The sequence below is a fragment of the Mediterraneibacter butyricigenes genome (assembly GCF_003574295.1).
Taxonomy (GTDB): Bacteria; Bacillota; Clostridia; order Lachnospirales; family Lachnospiraceae; genus Mediterraneibacter_A; species Mediterraneibacter_A butyricigenes.
Map to the genome: position 1 here is coordinate 1,710,982 of NZ_BHGK01000001.1, position 18,701 is coordinate 1,729,682.

The window sequence follows — 18,701 nt, forward strand, 5'->3', positions numbered from 1 at the left end:
CGGTCTGTACAGTGTATCACGCTTTATCAGGGCTTGGCCCTGTTTATTTATAGTAGATATTCCCGCAAAAAAAAGAGAAAGGATTGAATTGAATGGAAACTATGCATAGTAAATTTGTACGGTTGCAAACCGCCCTGTTGATGCTGGCGCTGCTGTTCACGGTGCTGGTTCCTGTCCCCGCGTATGCAGCGGGGGAGGGGGGTGCTGAGGGAACAGCCAACTCTGTGGCCATCAGCGACCCCGACACGTTTAACGCGTGGGAGTATACGCAGGGCTATAACAACTCTACCACAGGTCGTATTTGGGCCGACAAAACGGTGGAGGAAGACAAAATCACCTTCGGCGGTGACCTGACAGGCCAGGCCGACATCAAGGTGCCCACAGACAAAGGCGCCGATTTCCTGGTCGCGCTGTCGGCACTGTCCTCCTATGCGTCTACCACCACCACCGATACACAACCCCTGGACATTGTCATGGTGCTGGATGCCTCCGGTAGTATGGATGATGCTATGGGAAACAATGACAGCACCAAACGCATGGATGCTTTGCACGCTGCGGTGAATAACTTTATTGACAAGGCTACGGAAAAGAACGCGCAAATCACCGATGCTAATAAAAAAATCCGGCTTTCCATCGTGAAATTCTCCGGAAAAGAAAACACGGCTACGGGTAACGGTACTTACCGTGATGGCGGGTATACGTATAACTACTCGCAGATTGTGCAAGAATTTACTGCCTGCGACAGTAGCAATGCTGGTGGACTCAAATCCAAGGTCAATGCCATAACCCCTAACGGTGCCACCCGCGCGGACAATGGCATGAAGCGTGCCAAAGCCGCGTTGACATCTGCGCGCACCAATGCAAAAAAGGTCGTCATCTTCTTTACGGATGGTACGCCTACCTCGGGTAGTGAGTTTGAGTCGTCGGTAGCTTCCGATGCTGTCCAAACGGCGAAAGAAATCAAGGATGCAGGTGCCGAGATCTACACCGTTGGTATTTTCAGCGGTGCTAACCCGAACGCCTCAGTTGCCAATAGTAGCGGAACGTCAAGTGAAAACAAGTTCATGCAGGCAGTCTCCAGCAACTATCCCGAGGCCACTTATCCTTATGAAAGTGGATGGCTCGGTTTCGGTGGTTCCTACAACTGGAACTTCGGCACTAAGGCCGCCGGCGCAAATTACTATCTGGCAGCTTCCAACGCGACTGAGTTGAACAATGTCTTTGCGGACATCTTTACATCCGTATCTACCCCATCGGCAGGCCCCACGGATGTTACGGGTAACCCCCAGCAAGACGGTTATGTGACTTTCGATGATACCCTGGGCGATTATATGGAAGTCAAAGGTTTTGAGGCTGTTGCCTTTGCCAAACATGTCTTTAAGCAACCGACAAAAATCACTTCCGGCAATGTAGATACCTATACCTTTACGGGCAAGCATGACGACACGGTCAGCGGCGCCTACCCCGATACAGGCCATTTAAGCCAAATCATTATCACCGTCACCCACGGCAGCGACGGTAACGGCGACCGTGTGCAGGTTAAGATTCCTGCCAGTATGCTGCCCCTGCGGTATTATAAGATTACAAACACCGATAACACCCCCAAGCTGGAAGTCAACGACGTCCAGCCCATCAGTGTCATCTACTCTGTCGGCCTTAAAACGGAAGCGCGCGACCAGATTGAGTCCGGCAGCTTTACCGACCCCAACCTTGCCGCCTACGTTGCGGATAAGGCCAAAGACGGCAAAATCGACTTCTACTCCAACAAATTTGACGGCAGCAAAACAACGGCAGACGGCACAACCATCGGTCTGACCACTGCCACCTTTACCCCGGCAATAAGCAACAGCTACTACTATCACACCGAGAATACCCTGCTGTACACCAAAACAGGTGAAGGCGAAAATGCTACGTATACGCCGGCCACAGTGGTAGAGCCGAACAAGACCTATTACTATAAGCTGAACTACTTGAAGCTTCTTTCCCCTGATCATACTGAAACGCGTTCCGAGACCGACTATGTGCCCGTTAGCATTGCAACTCAGGAGGAAATCAAAGAGTGCATTATTACAGAAGATGGCAAGTGCTACATCAAGAAGGGCATCAAAAAAGGCAGCTTGCCCTCCGCCATTGATAACCAGCTGGGCAATAAGGAACCAAATATAACCGGCACCGCGGATCGCCGCATTGACTTCCAGTGGGATCTTGGCGCAAACAAGGGTGTGCTGTACCTTGGCAACAACGGTAAGCTGACCATGAACGCCAAGGGCGGCCTGAAGGTTACCAAGAAAGTTGAATCCGCCGACGGTCTGAACCCGAACCCCAACACCGAATTTACGATGAGGTTTACGTTGACGGGCGGGACCTCGGACGACGATGCCGTGTACCAGTATACCGTTACCGGCACTGAGGGAACTAATACCATCAAGAGCGGCGATACTTTCAAGCTGAAAGACGGCCAGACTGCCGAGATTGTGGGTCTGCCCGCGGGCAGCACCTATACCATCACGGAAGACAATCCGCCTGCCGGCTATACCCAAAAGATTGAGAACGGCACGGGCACAGTCACGGCAGGTACAGCCCAGGCAGTTACGGTGACAAACACCTATGAGCCCGCTCCGTTTGTGGCAGACCCGAAGGAAACCAATTACCCGTTCGATGGCGAAAAGATTTTGCAGGGCCGCCCTTGGAAGACAGACGATCGCTTTACCTTCCGGCTGGAGGCCACCAATGGCGCACCGCTGCCTGGCGGGGCTGGCTATATTGAGCGCGAAGTGACGGGATCCAATGGCGCCGCCGGTGAAGGTGTTCGCTTTGACTTCGGAAATGTTACCTTCACCAAACCTGGCAAATATGTGTACGACATCACCGAAGTTGTCCCCGTCGACGACAAGGATAAGATTGCAGGTGTTTCGTATGACAGCTCCTTCTACCGTGTGACGGTTACCATCACGGACGACGGCAGCGGCCAGCTGAATATGGAATCCGCTCATATTCAGCATATATCCGGTGATGACACAACCACAGATGCGCAGAATGTCACGTTTACCAACACCTTTAAGGATGACACCGAGACGCTCATTATTCAGGCTACGAAAGTCTACAAGGATGCGCAAGACAATTTGATGGATTTGACCAACGGTCAGTTCCACTTCAAACTCGAACCTGCAACGGTAGACGAAAACAACACACAGCTGACCGGCAACGCCAACATCCCCATGCCTGGCAACGCAAACGGCGCGGTAAGCACCATCAACAATGCGGTTGGTGAGATTACCTTTGGTGATATTACCTACACGCTGGATAAAGACCACGGTAAGACCTACTATTACCAGCTTACCGAAGAGCAGGATAATAAGAAGGCTAATATTACTTACAGCGAAGAAAAGTATCTGATTAAAGCCGTGGTTTCTGCCGAGGGTACGGAAGCGGAGCCCCTGACCGTCACGACCACCTACTATAAGTGGAATGGCAATCAGTGGGACGCAGTAACCGCCCAAAATGTAACCTTCACCAACACCTTTACAGGTGAAGCCACGGCCACGCTGGGTGTAAGCAAGAGCATTTCCGGCCGTAACTGGAAGGATGGCGAAGAATTCACCTTTACCCTTACGGCGCAAGACGGTACCCCGATGCCCACTGGCAACGGCGCAACCGCAACAGCAACCCAAGACAAACCAGCCCCCGATTTCGGTACAATCACCTACACAAAGGTGGGTACTTACACCTACACCATCAGCGAGGAGGATACCGCCGCCAGTGGTATGACCAAAGCCGCGGATGTCACCGCCACCGTCAAGGTTGCGCTGAATGCCGAAAGCAATCAGCTGGAAGCCACGGTTGTTTACAGCAATGCCGAAAACGAAAAAGCCAAGTTTGTAAACACCTACAAAGCAGAACCGCTCAAGGTTGAAGCCAAAGACCTGTTCCATGTCGAAAAAGTGCTGGATGGCCGCGATTGGAACGATACGGATACCTTCGGTTTCACCCTGACACGTGAGGGCACTGCCCCCATGCCGGACTACCCCACCGCTTCTGTCGACCGCTCGAATACAACCGCCGCCATCGGCAGTGATCAACAGTTGGTATTCACCGCCGCAGGTGAGTATATTTACCACATCTCTGAGGATAGCGGCTCGATTCCGGGCGTCACCTACGACACCACCGATTATAAGGTCGTGGTTAATGTCACGGACGACGGCAACGGCCAATTAAGCGGAGAAACCCGTTATTATAAGAGCAACGGCGAGAACGGTTACTTTGATACACACGAAGAAAACAACGTCGCAAAATTTGTCAACACCTATTCCGCCAAAAGTGTTGCGGTAACTTTGCACGCCACCAAGATACTGGATGTCCAAGTCGGCACACGCACACTGAACGAGAACGAATTCTCGTTTGAATTGCTCGATAAGACAAACGGCACGGTTTCTGATACCGCCCAGAACGACGCAAACGGCAACGTTACGTTTAACCTGAACTTCGAGAAAGCCGTAGGCGAAAAGACCTATGTCATCCGTGAGGTGCAAGGCAACCTCGGCGGCATCAAGTACGATACCCGTGAATACGAGGTCACCTTCGAAGTCAAAGATAACGGCGAAGGCCAACTTGTGGCAACCACCCCCGTTTATAAGCTGGACGGCAAAACCGTTGGCGGTGCACAGTTTGTAAACACCTACACGGCAACGGCGGGCGATGACGTCACGTTTACCCCCGATGCCACCAAGGAATTAACCGGCCGCGCTCTGAAGGAGGGCGAGTTCCACTTCATTGTGACCGATGAGAACGGCGTGGAAGTTTCCACCGGCACGAACAAGGCAGACGGCACGGTTAAATTCTCCCCCATTGGTTTCAACCAAACCATGACAACCTATGCCGCACTGTTTGCCGAGCTGCCTGTTGAGACTGAGCAGCCCGCCGAGACCGAGCAGCCCACTGTGACCGAGCAGCCCGCCGAGACCGAGCAGCCCGCTGAGACCGAGCAGCCCACTGTGACCGAGCAGCCCGCTGAGAACGAGCAGCCCGCTGAGACCGAGCAGCCCGCCGAGACCGAGCAGCCCGCCGAGACCGAGCAGCCCGCCGAGACCGAGCAGCCCACTGTGACCGAGCAGCCCACTGTGACCGAGCAGCCCGCTATGTTTGCGCCGACTTCCGATGACAGCATCGATGCGGAAGTCGCGCCGACCGAAGAGATGCAAGCCCTGCTGACGCATTGGTATACCATCAGCGAGGTTAAGCCTGTCGATGCCAACGGCGGCATTACCTATGACCCCACAGTTTATACTGTGTGCGTAAAATTGCAGGACGAGAACAGTGACGGCAACCTGACCATCGCGAGCACCACCTATTACAAGGCCGACGGGAAAACCCCGCTGGCAGATGGCGAAAAGCCGACTTTCCACAACAGCTATGCCGCAGCGGATTCCGACGCAGTAACCATTACCCTGCAAAAGAACCTGACGGGTCGCCCCCTGAACGCGGGCGAGTTTACCTTTAAGCTGTCCTGCCCGCAGGACACAGCACACGATAACATGACCGCCACCAACGATGCCGACGGCAAAGTGACCTTTGTGCTGACCTATCAGGATCTTGACCCCGACCACAGCGACGCCGACCCCACCACCTACACCTACACGGTATCGGAGGTTAAGGGCAACGCCGAGGGTGTAACCTACGACGAGAGCACGTACACCTTTGCGGTAGATGTGCAGGATAACGGCACCGGCAAGATGCAGGCAACCGTAAAAGCGCCTGAAAACATGACCTTTACGAATACCTACACGCCGAAGCCCACCCCGACACCTGAACCCTCCGCAACGCCGACCCCCACGCCCACGGCTACCCCCACGCCTGCGCCTACCGCTGCCCCGACACCCGCTGCCACGGCAACGCCTGCCCCGGTAACGCATATTCCGCAGACGTCGGACAGCTTCCCCCTGATTCCGCTGATTATCATTTTGATCATCAGCGGAGTCGGCGCGGCTTACCTGCTGGTTAAAGGCAAAAAAAGCAGCAAAAAGTAATTCCCGCATAGTTTCCTAAATAACAGACCCCCTGCCATACCGTATGCAACAGCGGTGTGCGCAGGGGGTCTGCTTTTTTGTGCATTCGGCGCGAATTGAAGCGTTGCACAAAACGTGACGAAATGTACTAGGATGCATTGCATTGATTTAATTAGTTGACTATTAGTAATACAATGTATTGACAACAATCAACTTCTGGAGTGTATTATAGATGAAAACGGATATAATAGTTTTGCATGAGTTTGAAAAGGAGCTGATAATTATGTCAATGACAAGTGCTACATTCCGAATAGATTCAACACTGAAAAGGGAACTAAGGGAGCTGTTGGATAAGCTGGGCTTGGATATGTCTACTTTCTTTGTAATGACTGCAAAGCAGGCTGTTCGAGCGCAGGGTATTCCGTTCAAGGTTACAATGGATACTCCGAATGCAGAAACAATTCAAGCCATGAAAGACACAAGAGACGGAGTAGGATTGAGCAAGGGATTCACTTCTGTTTCCGCTTTAATGGAGGATCTTGACGCTGACGATTAAGTACCAGACCGCTTTTAAGAAAGATTACAAACGAATCAAGAAGCGTGGCTATGACACCAGGCTGATGGAAGCGGTAATCGAATGTTTAGCTTCCGGAGAAAAATTGGATGAGAGCTATCATGATCATTCATTAAGCGGCAATTGGGTGGGATTTCGTGAATGTCATATCGCACCGGATTGGTTATTGATTTATCAAATTGACGGCAAAGAATTGATATTGTTTCTGACTCGAACAGGAACACACGGCTCATGGCATTTACCAGGGATACTTCCATACCAGATAGCTGGATGTCCGCAGGCATCAGATCTACACCCTCTGGGTGGTGCAGGATACCCTCGCCGGGACGAAGTGGCTCGTCCATCAGGATACGCCCCATAGCGTCCGACAGCGTAAAGGGCAGCTTGTCCGGCTGGGGATTGCCCAGGCTGATCGTCAGACTTCCTTGTGGGTCTCCGTCGATCAGCAGGACTTTCTTTCCGGCCTGTGCCAAACCGATTCCAAGATTGGCACAGGTGGTGGTTTTGCCAACGCCGCCCTTCTGGTTGGCGATGGCGATGATTTGCGTGTTCATTGACTTCACCTCATTTCTGATTGTTGCTGTTGCTTCTGGAAATAGAAAAAGCCGCCACTCCAAAATAAAAAGTGAAGTGACGGCTCTTTCTATCGCCGGAATACAAATTCCTGAAATGAAAAAAGCACCCAGTCATTTTATACTGAGTGCTACATCAAATTCATATTCAATTATTCAAATTAGGTCAAACTATGCCAAACTGCCACAGACCAAAACGAGGGGAAGCAGGGCTGAAAAGTCCCCCCAAAAACACCCCCAAAATCGGCTCTCGGTTAACCACTTTGGGCACCACTTGGCCCTCTTTTTGCCCTCTTTTTGGCCGGTCAACCACTTGCGGACCACTAAAAATCGGGTGAAAACGGCTCTTATTTTGTCAAATTTGGTCAAACCATATCAGCCCGTTTAGATACAGTAAAACCCCGGAAAACCTTGATTTTCCGGGGTTTTTGAACCATTTTGATACGGTTTGAACAGCAGATTATCTCTTGCTGAACTGCGGAGCGCGACGAGCTGCTTTGAGACCGTACTTTTTTTTTCAAAATCGTGCTTAAGGTAAAAATTCGGCGCGTCTTTGGACTGCACGACAGGATAGTTGATGTTCGTACCGTCAATTTTGATTCAGCCGACAAGATCGTCGTTTTCGCGGTAGAGCGCCTCATACCGTGCAAGCATGGTCGGTTCCTGCGTGGGGGCGTTTTCCGCGGAAGGCTGCACAGGTTGGGCGGCCTCGTTTTCGGCAGACTGCTCGGCCAGCTCGACCAAATGTCGGTAACTGCGCTTTTGCGCGTAAGAGTTTGCCGCATACCGCGCAATGACGGCGGCACTGAACACAAAGACCGCGAAGAAAATCAAAAACAGAATACGTTGTAGCTTAGACACAGAAGAACCCTCCCCGCTTTTTGCGCAGCGCACAGTCGGCCGAATTTGCCTTTATGATACCACGAAGCCCCCGCTTTGGCAACAGGTTTTGCGGGGCAGGCGGCGTTTGTCCGTGCGTTTTTGCAGGCTCGGCGCAAGGCTGCAAATTGTGAAATTTTTTGATATGGCGCGAAATCACGCGGGATTTTCCCGTTGGCTGCTTGTTTTTGCAGTGGTTTTGCATTATAATAACAGCAGTAAGTCCAAATGAAATGGGCTTGATCATAAGGGCAACGCCGCACAATTCTCGCCTTACGGCGTAAACACCGCCCGGCGGCTGCGGCACGGCATCTGCGCTGCAAAAACCACGGTACAGGAATAGGTATAGTGGGTTTTCTGTACCTTTTTGCCCCTGACACCCCCAAAAAGGATGCAAATGCTGCTGTTGAACGAAAATGCCGCAAATTTTTTCTACATTCCGCTGACGTTGATCTTTGTACCGGAATTGATTGCACAGAAAATGGCACGGCACCGTGAGGAGAAGAATCTGTGGAAATATCCGCAGCCAGGAGTGTATACGTTATATGAATGTAAAAAAGTTGTCGGTTTTTCGGAATCTATCGGACGAGGAACTGGAAAAAAGTCTGCATTGCGCCAGATCAATTCTGGTAAATTTTCAAAAGGATGAATATATTTATCGGCAGGAAGATGAACCGAAGCGGTTATATTTTGTGTTGGAAGGCAAGGTAGAACTGGGCAGAGCGCATCAGTCGGGGAGGCTCCTTCGGACAGAACAGGTGAAAGAGGGAGACGCATTTGGTGCGATCGAAGTTTTTCTGGGAGAGCAGGCACATTCCTGTTATGCAAAGGCGAAAACGCAGGTGCAGGTGTTGGCTGTGGATCGCTATTTCTTCGGCGGACGCTGCGAGAAAAACTGCGTGCATCATGCCCAGGTCATAAAAAATATGTTACAGGTTTTTGCGGAACGGGCAAGAGAAAACGAACGGCAGATCGAGCTTCTGACTATCGGAAATCTGTCACAGAGAGTGGCGGCGTATCTGCTGGAAGAGGCGGAAGATTCGTCGGAGAGGACGAACAATACCGGCAGGAATCGGGAAAAGAATGGATTGGGAAAGCCGGAATCCGGACGTATCATCCGATTACGACAAAACAGGGAAGAACTGGCAGCATACTTAAATACGACCAGACCTTCCCTTTCCAGAATTCTGATGCAGATGCAGGAAGAGGGACTTATAGCTTTTCCTGCAAGAAATCAGATTCAAATCGTTGATATTGAGGGGCTTTCGGAACTACTTGGCGCTCCAAAGTCCATGTAAATTACAATATTCATAAGCGGCGACCACTTCGTCTCCCTCTGCCAAAAGGAAAGTAGCCTCCGGTGCTTCTCCCGGCTGCAGATGACGGATCTGGCCGCCTCGTTTTGTCTCCAGATAAATAGCAGTGATGTAATGTTCTTCTAACATCGGGTGTGCAACACTGCCGACAGAAACATGTACCTGATTGCCATTGATCTCGATCACCGGAACATGTTTTTCAAAGGCTCCATCAGTGTGGTTAGCGTTCAGTTCTTTTAAAACCGGTGCGTCCGGAATTGCGTCCAAACTTACGAAAGAATAGAAAATGTTTTTGCTTTCTGCGTCTTTAAAAAATTTACTCATAATCAAAATCTCCTTTCATTTCAAAAATCCAGTTCTACATTCAAATCTTAAGCGTTGTACCTGAAATCGTTTTCATGAATATTAAAAATGTAATTTTTAAGTTTACAAGTTACTGTTTTTGATGTAATGTGCTTTGATTCTTTGCTTGTTTTATTTCTGTGTTACTTGTTTTGTGTCTTTATCATATCGGAATTGCGATTGGAATTCCGTAACAAATGTTACGAAAACGGAAAAATTTTTCAGAAATTTATCATTTTTTTCTCTGGAAACTGTTCCCAGAAGTCAGTATAATGTTTAAATACGAGTAAACTGGAAGCTGAAAAGTTTTTGAAGAAAGAGAATCACAGAGAAAATAAAGACGGAAAACAGAAATACGAAATGCGAGGAAAATATGATGTATCAGATGATTGCGCTGGATATGGATGGCACGTTGCTGAATGAAAAAAAGGAAATTACCCCGGGAAATATGAAAGCGATTGAAGAAGCAGTTCAGCAGGGAAAATACGTAGTACTGAATACCGGAAGATGTCTTTCGGAACTGGTACGCTATCTGGATATCATACCGGGCCTTCGGTTTGTGAACAGTGTCAGTGGGGCATTGGTGTACGATTTGCAGAAAAAACAGGCAATCTATCAGCAGGCGATGGAGCCGGAACTGATCTGTCAGTTGTTCGAATTTGCGAGAGAAGAAGATGCCATGCCGCAGATTCTTTCGGAGAAATCTTATGTAAAACGGGCGCATTATGAGATTATGGAGCAGTTTCAGATCGCTCATTTTAAACCGATTTATTCCTATGCGGCTACAAAGTTGGAAGATTTTGAAGCAGAGTACCGGAAGAATCCATTTCCGGTGGAAAAATTCAATATATATCACAGGACGGTAGAGTCACGGGAGGTTACAAAGCGAAAGATCATGATGGCGGGACTTCCGGTAGAGATGGCTTATGCGGAATTTACTTCGCTGGAAATCACGGCATGTGGCGTGGATAAAGGAGTCGGACTTCAGAAACTGTCGGAACATCTGGGACTTTCCATGGAGGATGTGATCGTTGTGGGAGATTCGGACAATGACATCGGTGCGCTGAAAGTTGCGGGACTTGCCGTTGCCATGGGAAATGCAAAGGGCGGCATAAAGCGGCTGGCGGATGTACAGGTGGTAGACTGTGAGCATGACGGATGTGCAGAAGCAATTTATAAGTATCTTTTAGCGGAATAAATATCAGAACGCAAATGCAGGGATAAATGCAGTACAGGGCGTTCACACAAAAAACACAATTTTACCCTTGCATCTTTTGAACTAGAGTGTTATAACACAGTTGTAACAAAAAAAGAACACAGTTTCTTAAGACTAGTTTTTGAAAACATCATCATTCTTGTTTCCAAGAAACCAGCCCCAAGAGACCGGAAGAAGTTGACGAGACGAAAGAGGTTCGCTTCGCCGTGATTGGAGGAAGAGTTAAATGGATACTTTAATTGCACAGAAAAGAGATTTAAACAAGAAAGCAAAGGTATTAAGAAGAGAAGGTTATGTAGTAGGAATCCTGTATGGCAGACATCTGGAAGAGTCCGTACCGGTTATGATGACCAAGAGTGATGTGGCTCAGATCCTGAAGGATAAGACAAAAGGAAGCCAGATTATGCTGGATGTAGAAGGTCAGCAGTACGATGTCCTGATTAAAGAATTGGATTTCAATCCGCTGAAGGGTTCCATTGATGCGATGGATTTCCAGGCACTGGTTAAAGGTGAGAAGGTTCATTCCGTAGCAGAAGTTGTTTTGCTTCACCATGAAAAAGTAGTAGAGGGAATCATCGAGGAAAAACTGCAGGAGATTTCATATAAAGCAACACCGGAAGCATTGGTAGATAAAATTGAGATTGATGTTTCTGAGATGCGTGTAGGCGATGAAGTAAAAGTAAAAGATCTTGATATCGCAAAGAAGCCGGGCGTAGTATTGGTAACAGATCCGGAAGAGGTCGTTGTAATGATTACAGAAGCTCATCTGGCGAAGGAAGCCGACGATGAGGAAGCAGACGCAGAAGAGACACCGGCTGAGTAGGAAAAAGAAAACTCCTGGATTTGCGATTTATTGAAAAACCGGAGACGGATAAAATAGATAGAAACAGGTACAGCGTTGGGATTGAAAATCTCAGCGCTGTTTTTGAATTTTCCTTCAAAAGATTGTAATGGAAAAGTTGAGTTTTCGATTATCTAAGAAGGTTGCTTCCGGGAGCGCTCACGCTTAGTCCTCGCCCAACGGAGCACTAACCTTCGAGCGGCGTTTAGAACTTGCTCTCAGGAAGTGCCGGGGCTGTGGATGTCCCTTCCGCAATCCTTCTGAGATAATCAGGATAGACTGCAACCATATAAATCATTCGTCCGCAGGAAGAAGTGGTGCATGGATTATCACAGTGGCATTTACGATAAGTTTTTCCAGTCTGCTTATCACGCATCCATTTCATTTTGGGGTATACAAATTTCATGGTAGGAAGTTTGCTTCTTAAATGAGATTTACTGCCTTCTCGTTTCATAGGAAACGTTGGATCATGTGGACAGCAGGGAATACCATGTTCATTAACTGTGTAGTCCGTTCCTTCCATGGATAGTTTTACACGGAGAGGAATAAAAGCTTTACGAAATCCAATGTCTTCGAAAAGAGTTTTATAGATTTCAATCGTATCAAAGGCGGCATCACCAAGAAAAGTCTTCGGCTCTATCAAAGGATGTTTTTTGAAAAAATCAATTAAAACAGGAAGCAGCGCTTTTGAGTCTGCAAGAGATTTATCCTCATCCGGAGAATCCGATTTCTTTTCTACAACAATGTCAGGATGTGCATTTAGGAAATCCTTATTGTAGAAAGATATGTCGCGGACAATGCCAGGTCCATTTGTGACGAGACCGAATTTATAGGCATAACAGAAGTGACCGTTGATGTACATCTGCTGTATCGCCTGATTGGATGCAGCGTGAGTTGGCATGGAACCATAGGCTGCTTTGTAAGGATCGTAGGAATCATCTGTATGCCGGGAAATATGTCAAAAGAAAGAATCGATCTTCTGAAAGGGTATGGAGCAGAAGTCGTTCTGACACCGGCAAAAGACTATATGGTGGGGTCAAACAAAAAAGCAGAGGAACTCGCTGAGACGCTTCCGGGAGCATTTCTGGTAGGACAGGGATTTAATCCGAACAACCCGGCGATGCATATTAAAACTACGGGTCCGGAAATCTGGAGAGATCTGGATGGAAAAGCAGATATTTTTGTGGCGGCCGTCGGAATCTCTGCAGGTGCAATCGCAATCCTTGACAACTGTGAGTTTGAATGGGAATAGGAGAAATCTGCGGACCGGCGCCAAAATGAGGGGAACATACGGTGGAGATTCTGAAAGAATGTGGAGATTCGGAGAAAGACATTTTCCCCAGGTTGACATTCTGTGGTGAGACAGATACTATAAAAAGAAGGGTTTCCGCAAATCGCGGAGAAAATGAGAGCTGATCCTATCGCTCAAAGAGATTATCATAAAAATTCAAAACAGTACCACAGAAAGGATAAAACGAAAGAATGAAGAAAAGAACGAAAAAAGCAATGATTTTATTTCTTGCAACGATGGCAGCAGCCATTTCAGTAATTGGATGTGGAAAGAAAGAAGAAGCAAAGAAAACGGAAAGTGATGCAAAGAAGTCGAATACAGAAGAAACACCGAAAACAACGGATTCGTCAGCTTCTCTTCCGGAAATAGGAGAGGACGGAAGCTTTACTTCCTCAGACGGAAAGATTACGATGACACTGGCAGGAGAGGGATGGACCTGTACCGCCGATACAGATAATATGAAGACGCTGAAAAGTGATACCGCGGTGATCAATGTAGTCTATGCGACCGGTGACGGAATTGAAGCGACTATGGTACCGACGGACGAGGAAGCCTATCGAAAGATGGTCAACGGTGGAATGGCGGATCTGGCGTTTGATGTGGTAAGCTTCGAAACCTATGCCGAGAATGGCAAGACAATGTATCGAGGATGCGTCCATTATACCGGCGCAGACAATCCGGACAAATATACGGTTCACTATGGTGTATACGGAGAAGGAGCAGGATATACGGCAACGGCAGTCTTGTCCGTGGACGATAAGACCGCAGTGGCAGATCTGGAGAGTTCGGTATACAGTATGCAGGTAAAGGAGTAGAGGTGTGAGAGGAAATTCCCTTTACGAGAAATTAAAAAAATATGAAGCGTCAGATTTCTATGGGTTTCATATGCCGGGACATAAGCGGAATACGGAGCTGATGGGACAGGGACTGCCCTATGGAATTGATATTACAGAGATCGATGGATTTGATGATCTGCATCATGCAGACGGAATCCTGCTGGAGTTGGAGCAGCGTATCGCAAAGCTTTACGGGGCGGATCGATCCCGGATCCTGATCAACGGAAGTACGGCGGGAATTATGAGCGCCATTCTGGGGGGTGTGGACAGAGGCGGAAAACTTCTGGTGGCAAGAAACTGCCACAAATCGGTATATCACGCCATGGAGCTCGGAGGATTGGAACCGGTGTATCTTTATCCGGAATTTGATACAACCTGGGAGATCAATGGTGTAATAGAACCGGGACAGATAAAGGCTGCACTGGAGGCAGATTCTGAAATTCAGGCGGTGATGCTGGTGTCGCCCACTTATGACGGTGTGGTTTCGGATATCCGAACCATTGCGGAAATCGTTCATTCTTATCAGATTCCGCTGATCGTGGATGAGGCTCACGGAGCGCATTTTGGGTTCCACCCTTATTTCCCGGAGAACAGTAACCGCTGTGGTGCGGATGTGGTGATTCACAGTCTGCATAAGACACTTCCGGCACCGACCCAGACCGCGGTTCTTCACATCAACGGAACGATCGCGAAGGAAGAACAGATCTGGCATTATCTGAATATGTTGCAGACCAGCAGCCCATCCTATATTCTAATGGCTGGGATTGACCGGTGCGTAGGATTGCTGGAAAGGGAAAAGGAAATTTCTAAAGCAAATGAAAAGGGACAGGCCCTTTTGGAAAAAGAGCAATATGGCTTCCGGCAATATGTGGCGCGCCTGGAACGACTTCGGACGGAACTGCAAGAATCCCTGCAAAGTCTGAAACTGGTGGAACCGGAAATGAGAAAATCAGGCTTAAAAATCGAATACATGGAGTATGATAAATCAAAGATTTTGATTTCCACGAAAAGATGTTCAAAAACGTCAGAAGAAATTTATAAGTTGCTATTAGAAAAGTATCATTTACAGATGGAGATGCGGGCAGGCTCTTACATTCTGGCTATGACGTCCATTGCAGATACGGATGCAGGATTTGAAAGGCTGAAACAGGCACTGTTGGAATTGGATAAAAGTTGTCGGTTCATTTCCACAGAACGAACAGAGGGGGCGGGCGTTTCCTTCGCACTGCCACGGACTGAGCTGGTGTATCTGCCGGGAAAAGCAGAAGAATTCAGAAGAAAGCAACAGACGGAAAGCCGCCTGTTTGAAGAGGCAGAGGGCAGGATTTCGCTGGAATATGCCTATCTGTACCCACCTGGAATTCCGCTTCTGGTGCCGGGGGAGCGAATCAGTGGAGAAGTGATTTCGCAGTTGCTCGGATATCAGAAACAGGGATTCTCGATCGAAGGAATCAGAGAACAGGGAAGATTAGAGGTAATCAGTCATGGGTAAAATTGTCTATATCATGGGAAAAAGTTCTTCCGGAAAGGACACCATTTTTCAAAAGCTGAAAGAGGCGCTTCCGGAGTTTAAGACCATCGTGCTTTATACCACCCGTCCGATCCGGGCAGGAGAGCAGGATGGTGTGGAATACCATTTTGTAAAAGAAGAAACGCTGAAAGCATTTGAAGAAAAAGGGCAGATCATTGAGCTTCGTGCGTACAATACCGTACATGGAGTCTGGAAATATTTTACGGCAGATGACGGGCAGATCAACCTTGAGAAAGAAAATTATCTGGTGATCGGGACGCTGGAGTCTTATGAGCAGATGAAAAAATATTTTGGAGAGGATGCGCTGCTTCCGATTTATGTTCAGGTGGAAGATGGCATCAGACTGGGAAGAGCCCTGGAACGGGAACGCAGACAGCAGGTGCCGAAATATGAGGAACTGTGTCGCAGATTTCTGGCAGACAGTCAGGATTTTTCGGAGGGAAATATTGCAAGAGCCGGGATCGAGACACGGTTTGAAAATGTGGAGCTGGAGTCCTGTGTCAGTGAGATTCTCCGGTTTGTAAAAGAACGGGTGATATGATATAATTACAATATCTATCTACATATCAGGTCGAAGGCAGACATTTACTGTTTTACGGAAATGAGAAAATTCGACGGAGATAAAAATGAACAGGAAATCAGGTGGTTTTATGAGCAGCAGTTTTAAAGACGTGGTAGGACACAAAGACATTATCCGATATATTGAACAGGCAGTGAAAGAAGGGAAAGTTTCTCATGCGTACATTCTGAATGGGGAAAAAGGTTCCGGCAAGAAGTTACTGGCCAATCTTTTTGCAATGAGTCTGCAATGCCAGAATCTTCAGGAAGACGGAGATGCCTGCGGGGAATGCCAGTCCTGCAAGCAGGCCGCCCATGGAAACCAGCCGGATATTAAGATCATCAGCCATGAAAAACCTGGGAGCATCAGTGTAGATGAGATCCGGGAACAGATCAATCAGGATATTGTGATCAAACCATACAGCAGTAAGCATAAGGTCTATATCATGCCGGACGCTGATCTGATGACCGTACAGGCGCAGAATGCACTTCTGAAAACACTGGAAGAGCCACCGCAGTACGCAGTGATCCTACTTTTGACAGAGAATGCAGAGGTGCTGCTGCCGACGATTCGTTCCAGATGTGTGATGCTGAAGCTGCGCAACATCAAGGACGCGCTGGTGAAAAAATATCTGATGGAACAGAAATGCATACCGGATTATAAGGCAGATGTCTGTGTGGCATTTGCACAGGGCAATCTGGGACGGGCCATTATGCTGGCGGAATCCGAACATTTCAATGAGATCAAAGAAGAGTCGGTGCACCTTCTGAAACATATCAATGAGATGGAACTCTATGAGATCGAGGATGCAATCAAGCACATGTCGGCGTACAAGCTGGACGTGACAGATTATCTGGATATTATGGCAATCTGGTATCGGGATGTTCTCCTGTTCAAGGCGACGATGGATCCGGAGCGGGTGGTCTTTTCCGATCAGCTAAAGGCGATCAAGGAACGGGCACAGAAAAGCTCTTATGAAGGCATCGAAAAAATATTAGAAAGTCTGGAGACAGCAAAAGCGCGGATCAAAGCCAATGTAAACTTTGAGCTTTTGATGGAACTGTTGCTGTTGACGATAAAGGAGAATTAACGGATGGTAAAAGTAATCGGAGTACGTTTTCGCCGGGCAGGGAAAATTTATTATTTTGCACCCGGCAAACATAAAGTAAACCGCGGGGATGCGGTGATTGTGGAGACGGTTCGTGGAGTGGAATACGGACATGTAGTGCTGGGACCGAAGGAAATCCCGGACGACGAAGTAATCCAGCCTCTGAAATATGTGATCCGGAAAGCAACCGAACAGGATCGACAGACCGAGGAGCGCAACCGGGAAAAAGAAAAAGAAGCATTCAAGATCTGCCTGGAAAAGATCAGAAAACATGGTCTGGAAATGAAGCTGATCGATGCGGAATATACCTTTGATAACAACAAGCTACTGTTTTATTTTACGGCGGACGGAAGAATCGACTTCCGGGAACTGGTAAAAGATCTGGCAGCAGTATTCCGTACCCGAATCGAACTGCGGCAGATCGGAGTGCGGGACGAGACGAAGATCCGCGGAGGAATCGGAATCTGTGGACGGCCCCTTTGCTGTCACACGTATCTGTCTGAATTTGCGGCAGTATCGATTCGTATGGCAAAGGAACAGAATCTGTCTTTGAACCCATCCAAGATTTCAGGAGTCTGCGGACGACTGATGTGCTGTCTGACGAATGAGGAGGAGAACTATGAAGAACTGAATAGCCAGCTTCCATCTGTGGGCGATAAGGTGACGACCTGTGAAGGACTTCATGGCGTGGTTCATTCTTTAAGTATTCTGCGGAAACAGGTAAAGGTGATCGTGGATCTGGAAAATGACGAGAAAGAGATCCGGGAATATCAGGCCGAGGATTTGAAATTCAAACCGAGAAAACGCAAAACAAAGGTGTCAAAGGATGAGATGAAGAAGCTGGCGGCACTGGAAAAGCATGAGGGAGCATCGAAATTAGATGGCAATTAAATTACATCAGGGAGAACGTCTGGATGATCTTCAGTTAAACGGACTTCAGATCATTCAGGATCCCAAACGCTTCTGCTTTGGAATGGATGCAGTCCTTCTGTCAGATTTTGCAAAGGTGAGAACCGGGGAAAAGGTGCTGGATCTGGGAACCGGAACCGGGATTTTACCCATGCTTCTTGCCGGGAAGACAAAGGGACAGCATTTTACCGGGCTGGAGATCCAGCCGGAGAGCGCGGAGATGGCGCGCCGGAGCGTAGCCTATAATCATCTGGAAGAAAAAATTGAGATTGTGACCGGAGATATCAAAGAGGCGGGCAGATTGTTTCAGCCTGCTTTTTTTGATGTGATTACGGTCAATCCACCTTATATGGCAGATCAGTGTGGGATTCAGAATCCGCAGGATGCGAAAGCAATTGCGAGACATGAGATTCTCTGCAACCTGGAAGACATTTTTCGCGAGAGCAAGAAGCTGCTTCCGGAAGGGAAAGGTCGGTTTTATATGGTACATCGTCCGGTTCGTCTGGCGGAGATTCTTCTGAAAATGAGTCAGAGCCATATCGAACCCAAACGGATCCAACTGGTACATCCGTATGTAGACAAAGAGCCGGTGATGGTGCTGATCGAAGGGCGAAGCGGAGCAAGGCCGGGAGTTCGGATCGAGCCGCCGCTGATATTACATGAGCATGGTAAATGAGAAGAAGTGGAAACAGATAGAAGAAGCAACCGTGACAGAAAAGGAAGGG

14 protein-coding genes and 3 pseudogenes are annotated in these 18,701 nt (G+C 48.3%); 13 read left to right on the top strand and 4 right to left on the bottom strand.

What is annotated here, in order from left to right:
- Positions 1 to 92: 92 nt before the first annotated feature.
- The 3 genes and pseudogenes from KGMB01110_RS08530 to KGMB01110_RS08540 form a co-directional block, all read left to right on the top strand.
- Complete coding sequence (locus KGMB01110_RS08530; RefSeq protein ID WP_119298020.1) at positions 93 to 6,023, top strand: Spy0128 family protein; 5,931 nt, start codon at positions 93 to 95, stop codon at positions 6,021 to 6,023.
- A 262-nt stretch (positions 6,024 to 6,285) separates the two neighbouring features.
- On the top strand, positions 6,286 to 6,558 hold the full coding sequence (locus KGMB01110_RS08535; RefSeq protein WP_119299131.1) for a type II toxin-antitoxin system RelB/DinJ family antitoxin: 273 nt from the start codon (positions 6,286 to 6,288) through the stop codon (positions 6,556 to 6,558).
- A pseudogene (locus tag KGMB01110_RS08540) lies at positions 6,542 to 6,802 on the top strand (type II toxin-antitoxin system YafQ family toxin); the annotation flags it as partial. The gene KGMB01110_RS08535 and the pseudogene KGMB01110_RS08540, both read left to right, overlap by 17 nt.
- On the opposite strand, the pseudogene KGMB01110_RS08545 reads toward KGMB01110_RS08540, so the two are convergent.
- Positions 6,801 to 7,130: pseudogene (locus tag KGMB01110_RS08545) on the bottom strand (ParA family protein); the annotation flags it as partial. The pseudogenes KGMB01110_RS08540 and KGMB01110_RS08545 sit on opposite strands and share 2 nt — an antisense overlap.
- Positions 7,131 to 7,748: 618 nt before the next feature.
- Positions 7,749 to 8,009, bottom strand: a complete 261-nt coding sequence (locus KGMB01110_RS08565) for a hypothetical protein (protein ID WP_119298021.1) — start codon at positions 8,007 to 8,009, stop codon at positions 7,749 to 7,751.
- A 563-nt stretch (positions 8,010 to 8,572) separates the two neighbouring features.
- On the opposite strand from KGMB01110_RS08565, the gene KGMB01110_RS08575 reads away from it, so the two are divergent.
- A complete protein-coding gene (locus KGMB01110_RS08575; protein WP_119298023.1) occupies positions 8,573 to 9,325 on the top strand; it encodes a Crp/Fnr family transcriptional regulator in 753 nt (250 codons plus the stop codon).
- On the opposite strand, the gene KGMB01110_RS08580 is transcribed toward KGMB01110_RS08575, so the two are convergent.
- Positions 9,299 to 9,667 (bottom strand): desulfoferrodoxin family protein, encoded by a 369-nt coding sequence (locus KGMB01110_RS08580; protein WP_119298024.1) that lies wholly within the window; start codon positions 9,665 to 9,667, stop codon positions 9,299 to 9,301. The two genes, KGMB01110_RS08575 and KGMB01110_RS08580, sit on opposite strands and share 27 nt — an antisense overlap.
- 391 nt (positions 9,668 to 10,058) lie before the next feature.
- Here KGMB01110_RS08580 and KGMB01110_RS08585 point away from each other — a divergent pair, with 391 nt between their 5' ends.
- Both KGMB01110_RS08585 and KGMB01110_RS08590 read left to right on the top strand, forming a co-directional pair.
- Positions 10,059 to 10,883: a Cof-type HAD-IIB family hydrolase gene (locus KGMB01110_RS08585; RefSeq protein WP_243112733.1), complete on the top strand. Its 825-nt coding sequence runs from the start codon at positions 10,059 to 10,061 to the stop codon at positions 10,881 to 10,883.
- A 244-nt stretch (positions 10,884 to 11,127) separates the two neighbouring features.
- Positions 11,128 to 11,724, top strand: a complete 597-nt coding sequence (locus KGMB01110_RS08590) for a 50S ribosomal protein L25 (RefSeq protein ID WP_119298025.1) — start codon at positions 11,128 to 11,130, stop codon at positions 11,722 to 11,724.
- A gap of 253 nt (positions 11,725 to 11,977) precedes the next feature.
- On the opposite strand, the pseudogene KGMB01110_RS08595 reads toward KGMB01110_RS08590, so the two are convergent.
- Positions 11,978 to 12,682 (bottom strand): annotated as a pseudogene (locus KGMB01110_RS08595) (ISNCY family transposase); the annotation flags it as partial.
- A gap of 15 nt (positions 12,683 to 12,697) precedes the next feature.
- Between KGMB01110_RS08595 and KGMB01110_RS08600 the strand changes: the two are divergent.
- From KGMB01110_RS08600 to KGMB01110_RS08630, 7 genes are all read left to right on the top strand, one after another.
- A complete protein-coding gene (locus KGMB01110_RS08600; RefSeq protein ID WP_243112861.1) occupies positions 12,698 to 12,994 on the top strand; it encodes a pyridoxal-phosphate dependent enzyme in 297 nt (98 codons plus the stop codon).
- Between the two features lie 230 nt (positions 12,995 to 13,224).
- The gene (locus KGMB01110_RS08605) at positions 13,225 to 13,848 is read left to right on the top strand and encodes a hypothetical protein (RefSeq protein ID WP_119298027.1); all 624 of its coding nucleotides are present in this window, start codon (positions 13,225 to 13,227) and stop codon (positions 13,846 to 13,848) included.
- 4 nt (positions 13,849 to 13,852) lie between these two features.
- Positions 13,853 to 15,361: an aminotransferase class I/II-fold pyridoxal phosphate-dependent enzyme gene (locus tag KGMB01110_RS08610; RefSeq protein ID WP_279220918.1), complete on the top strand. Its 1,509-nt coding sequence runs from the start codon at positions 13,853 to 13,855 to the stop codon at positions 15,359 to 15,361.
- Positions 15,354 to 15,941 (top strand): nucleoside/nucleotide kinase family protein, encoded by a 588-nt coding sequence (locus KGMB01110_RS08615; protein ID WP_117602991.1) that lies wholly within the window; start codon positions 15,354 to 15,356, stop codon positions 15,939 to 15,941. Before KGMB01110_RS08610 ends, KGMB01110_RS08615 begins: the two co-directional genes overlap by 8 nt.
- Before the next feature lie 85 nt (positions 15,942 to 16,026).
- A complete protein-coding gene (gene holB / locus KGMB01110_RS08620; RefSeq protein WP_243112734.1) occupies positions 16,027 to 17,049 on the top strand; it encodes a DNA polymerase III subunit delta' in 1,023 nt (340 codons plus the stop codon).
- A gap of 3 nt (positions 17,050 to 17,052) precedes the next feature.
- Positions 17,053 to 17,958, top strand: a complete 906-nt coding sequence (locus tag KGMB01110_RS08625; protein ID WP_119298029.1) for a PSP1 domain-containing protein — start codon at positions 17,053 to 17,055, stop codon at positions 17,956 to 17,958.
- Positions 17,948 to 18,652, top strand: coding sequence for a tRNA1(Val) (adenine(37)-N6)-methyltransferase (locus KGMB01110_RS08630; protein WP_119298030.1), 705 nt, complete (start codon positions 17,948 to 17,950; stop codon positions 18,650 to 18,652). Before KGMB01110_RS08625 ends, KGMB01110_RS08630 begins: the two co-directional genes overlap by 11 nt.
- Positions 18,653 to 18,701 lie beyond the last annotated feature (49 nt).

Excerpts from the sequence above, each read along its gene's own strand:
- holB (WP_243112734.1), top strand. The coding sequence starts at position 16,027 with ATGAACAGGAAATCAGGTGGTTTTATGAGCAGCAGTTTTAAAGACGTG.
- KGMB01110_RS08605 (WP_119298027.1), top strand. The coding sequence starts at position 13,225 with ATGAAGAAAAGAACGAAAAAAGCAATGATTTTATTTCTTGCAACGATG.
- KGMB01110_RS08575 (WP_119298023.1), top strand. The coding sequence starts at position 8,573 with ATGAATGTAAAAAAGTTGTCGGTTTTTCGGAATCTATCGGACGAGGAA.
- KGMB01110_RS08580 (WP_119298024.1), bottom strand. The coding sequence starts at position 9,667 with ATGAGTAAATTTTTTAAAGACGCAGAAAGCAAAAACATTTTCTATTCT.
- KGMB01110_RS08535 (WP_119299131.1), top strand. The coding sequence starts at position 6,286 with ATGTCAATGACAAGTGCTACATTCCGAATAGATTCAACACTGAAAAGG.
- KGMB01110_RS08630 (WP_119298030.1), top strand. The coding sequence starts at position 17,948 with ATGGCAATTAAATTACATCAGGGAGAACGTCTGGATGATCTTCAGTTA.
- KGMB01110_RS08625 (WP_119298029.1), top strand. The coding sequence starts at position 17,053 with ATGGTAAAAGTAATCGGAGTACGTTTTCGCCGGGCAGGGAAAATTTAT.
- KGMB01110_RS08600 (WP_243112861.1), top strand. The coding sequence starts at position 12,698 with ATGTCAAAAGAAAGAATCGATCTTCTGAAAGGGTATGGAGCAGAAGTC.
- KGMB01110_RS08585 (WP_243112733.1), top strand. The coding sequence starts at position 10,059 with ATGATGTATCAGATGATTGCGCTGGATATGGATGGCACGTTGCTGAAT.
- KGMB01110_RS08615 (WP_117602991.1), top strand. The coding sequence starts at position 15,354 with ATGGGTAAAATTGTCTATATCATGGGAAAAAGTTCTTCCGGAAAGGAC.
- KGMB01110_RS08530 (WP_119298020.1), top strand. The coding sequence starts at position 93 with ATGGAAACTATGCATAGTAAATTTGTACGGTTGCAAACCGCCCTGTTG.
- KGMB01110_RS08590 (WP_119298025.1), top strand. The coding sequence starts at position 11,128 with ATGGATACTTTAATTGCACAGAAAAGAGATTTAAACAAGAAAGCAAAG.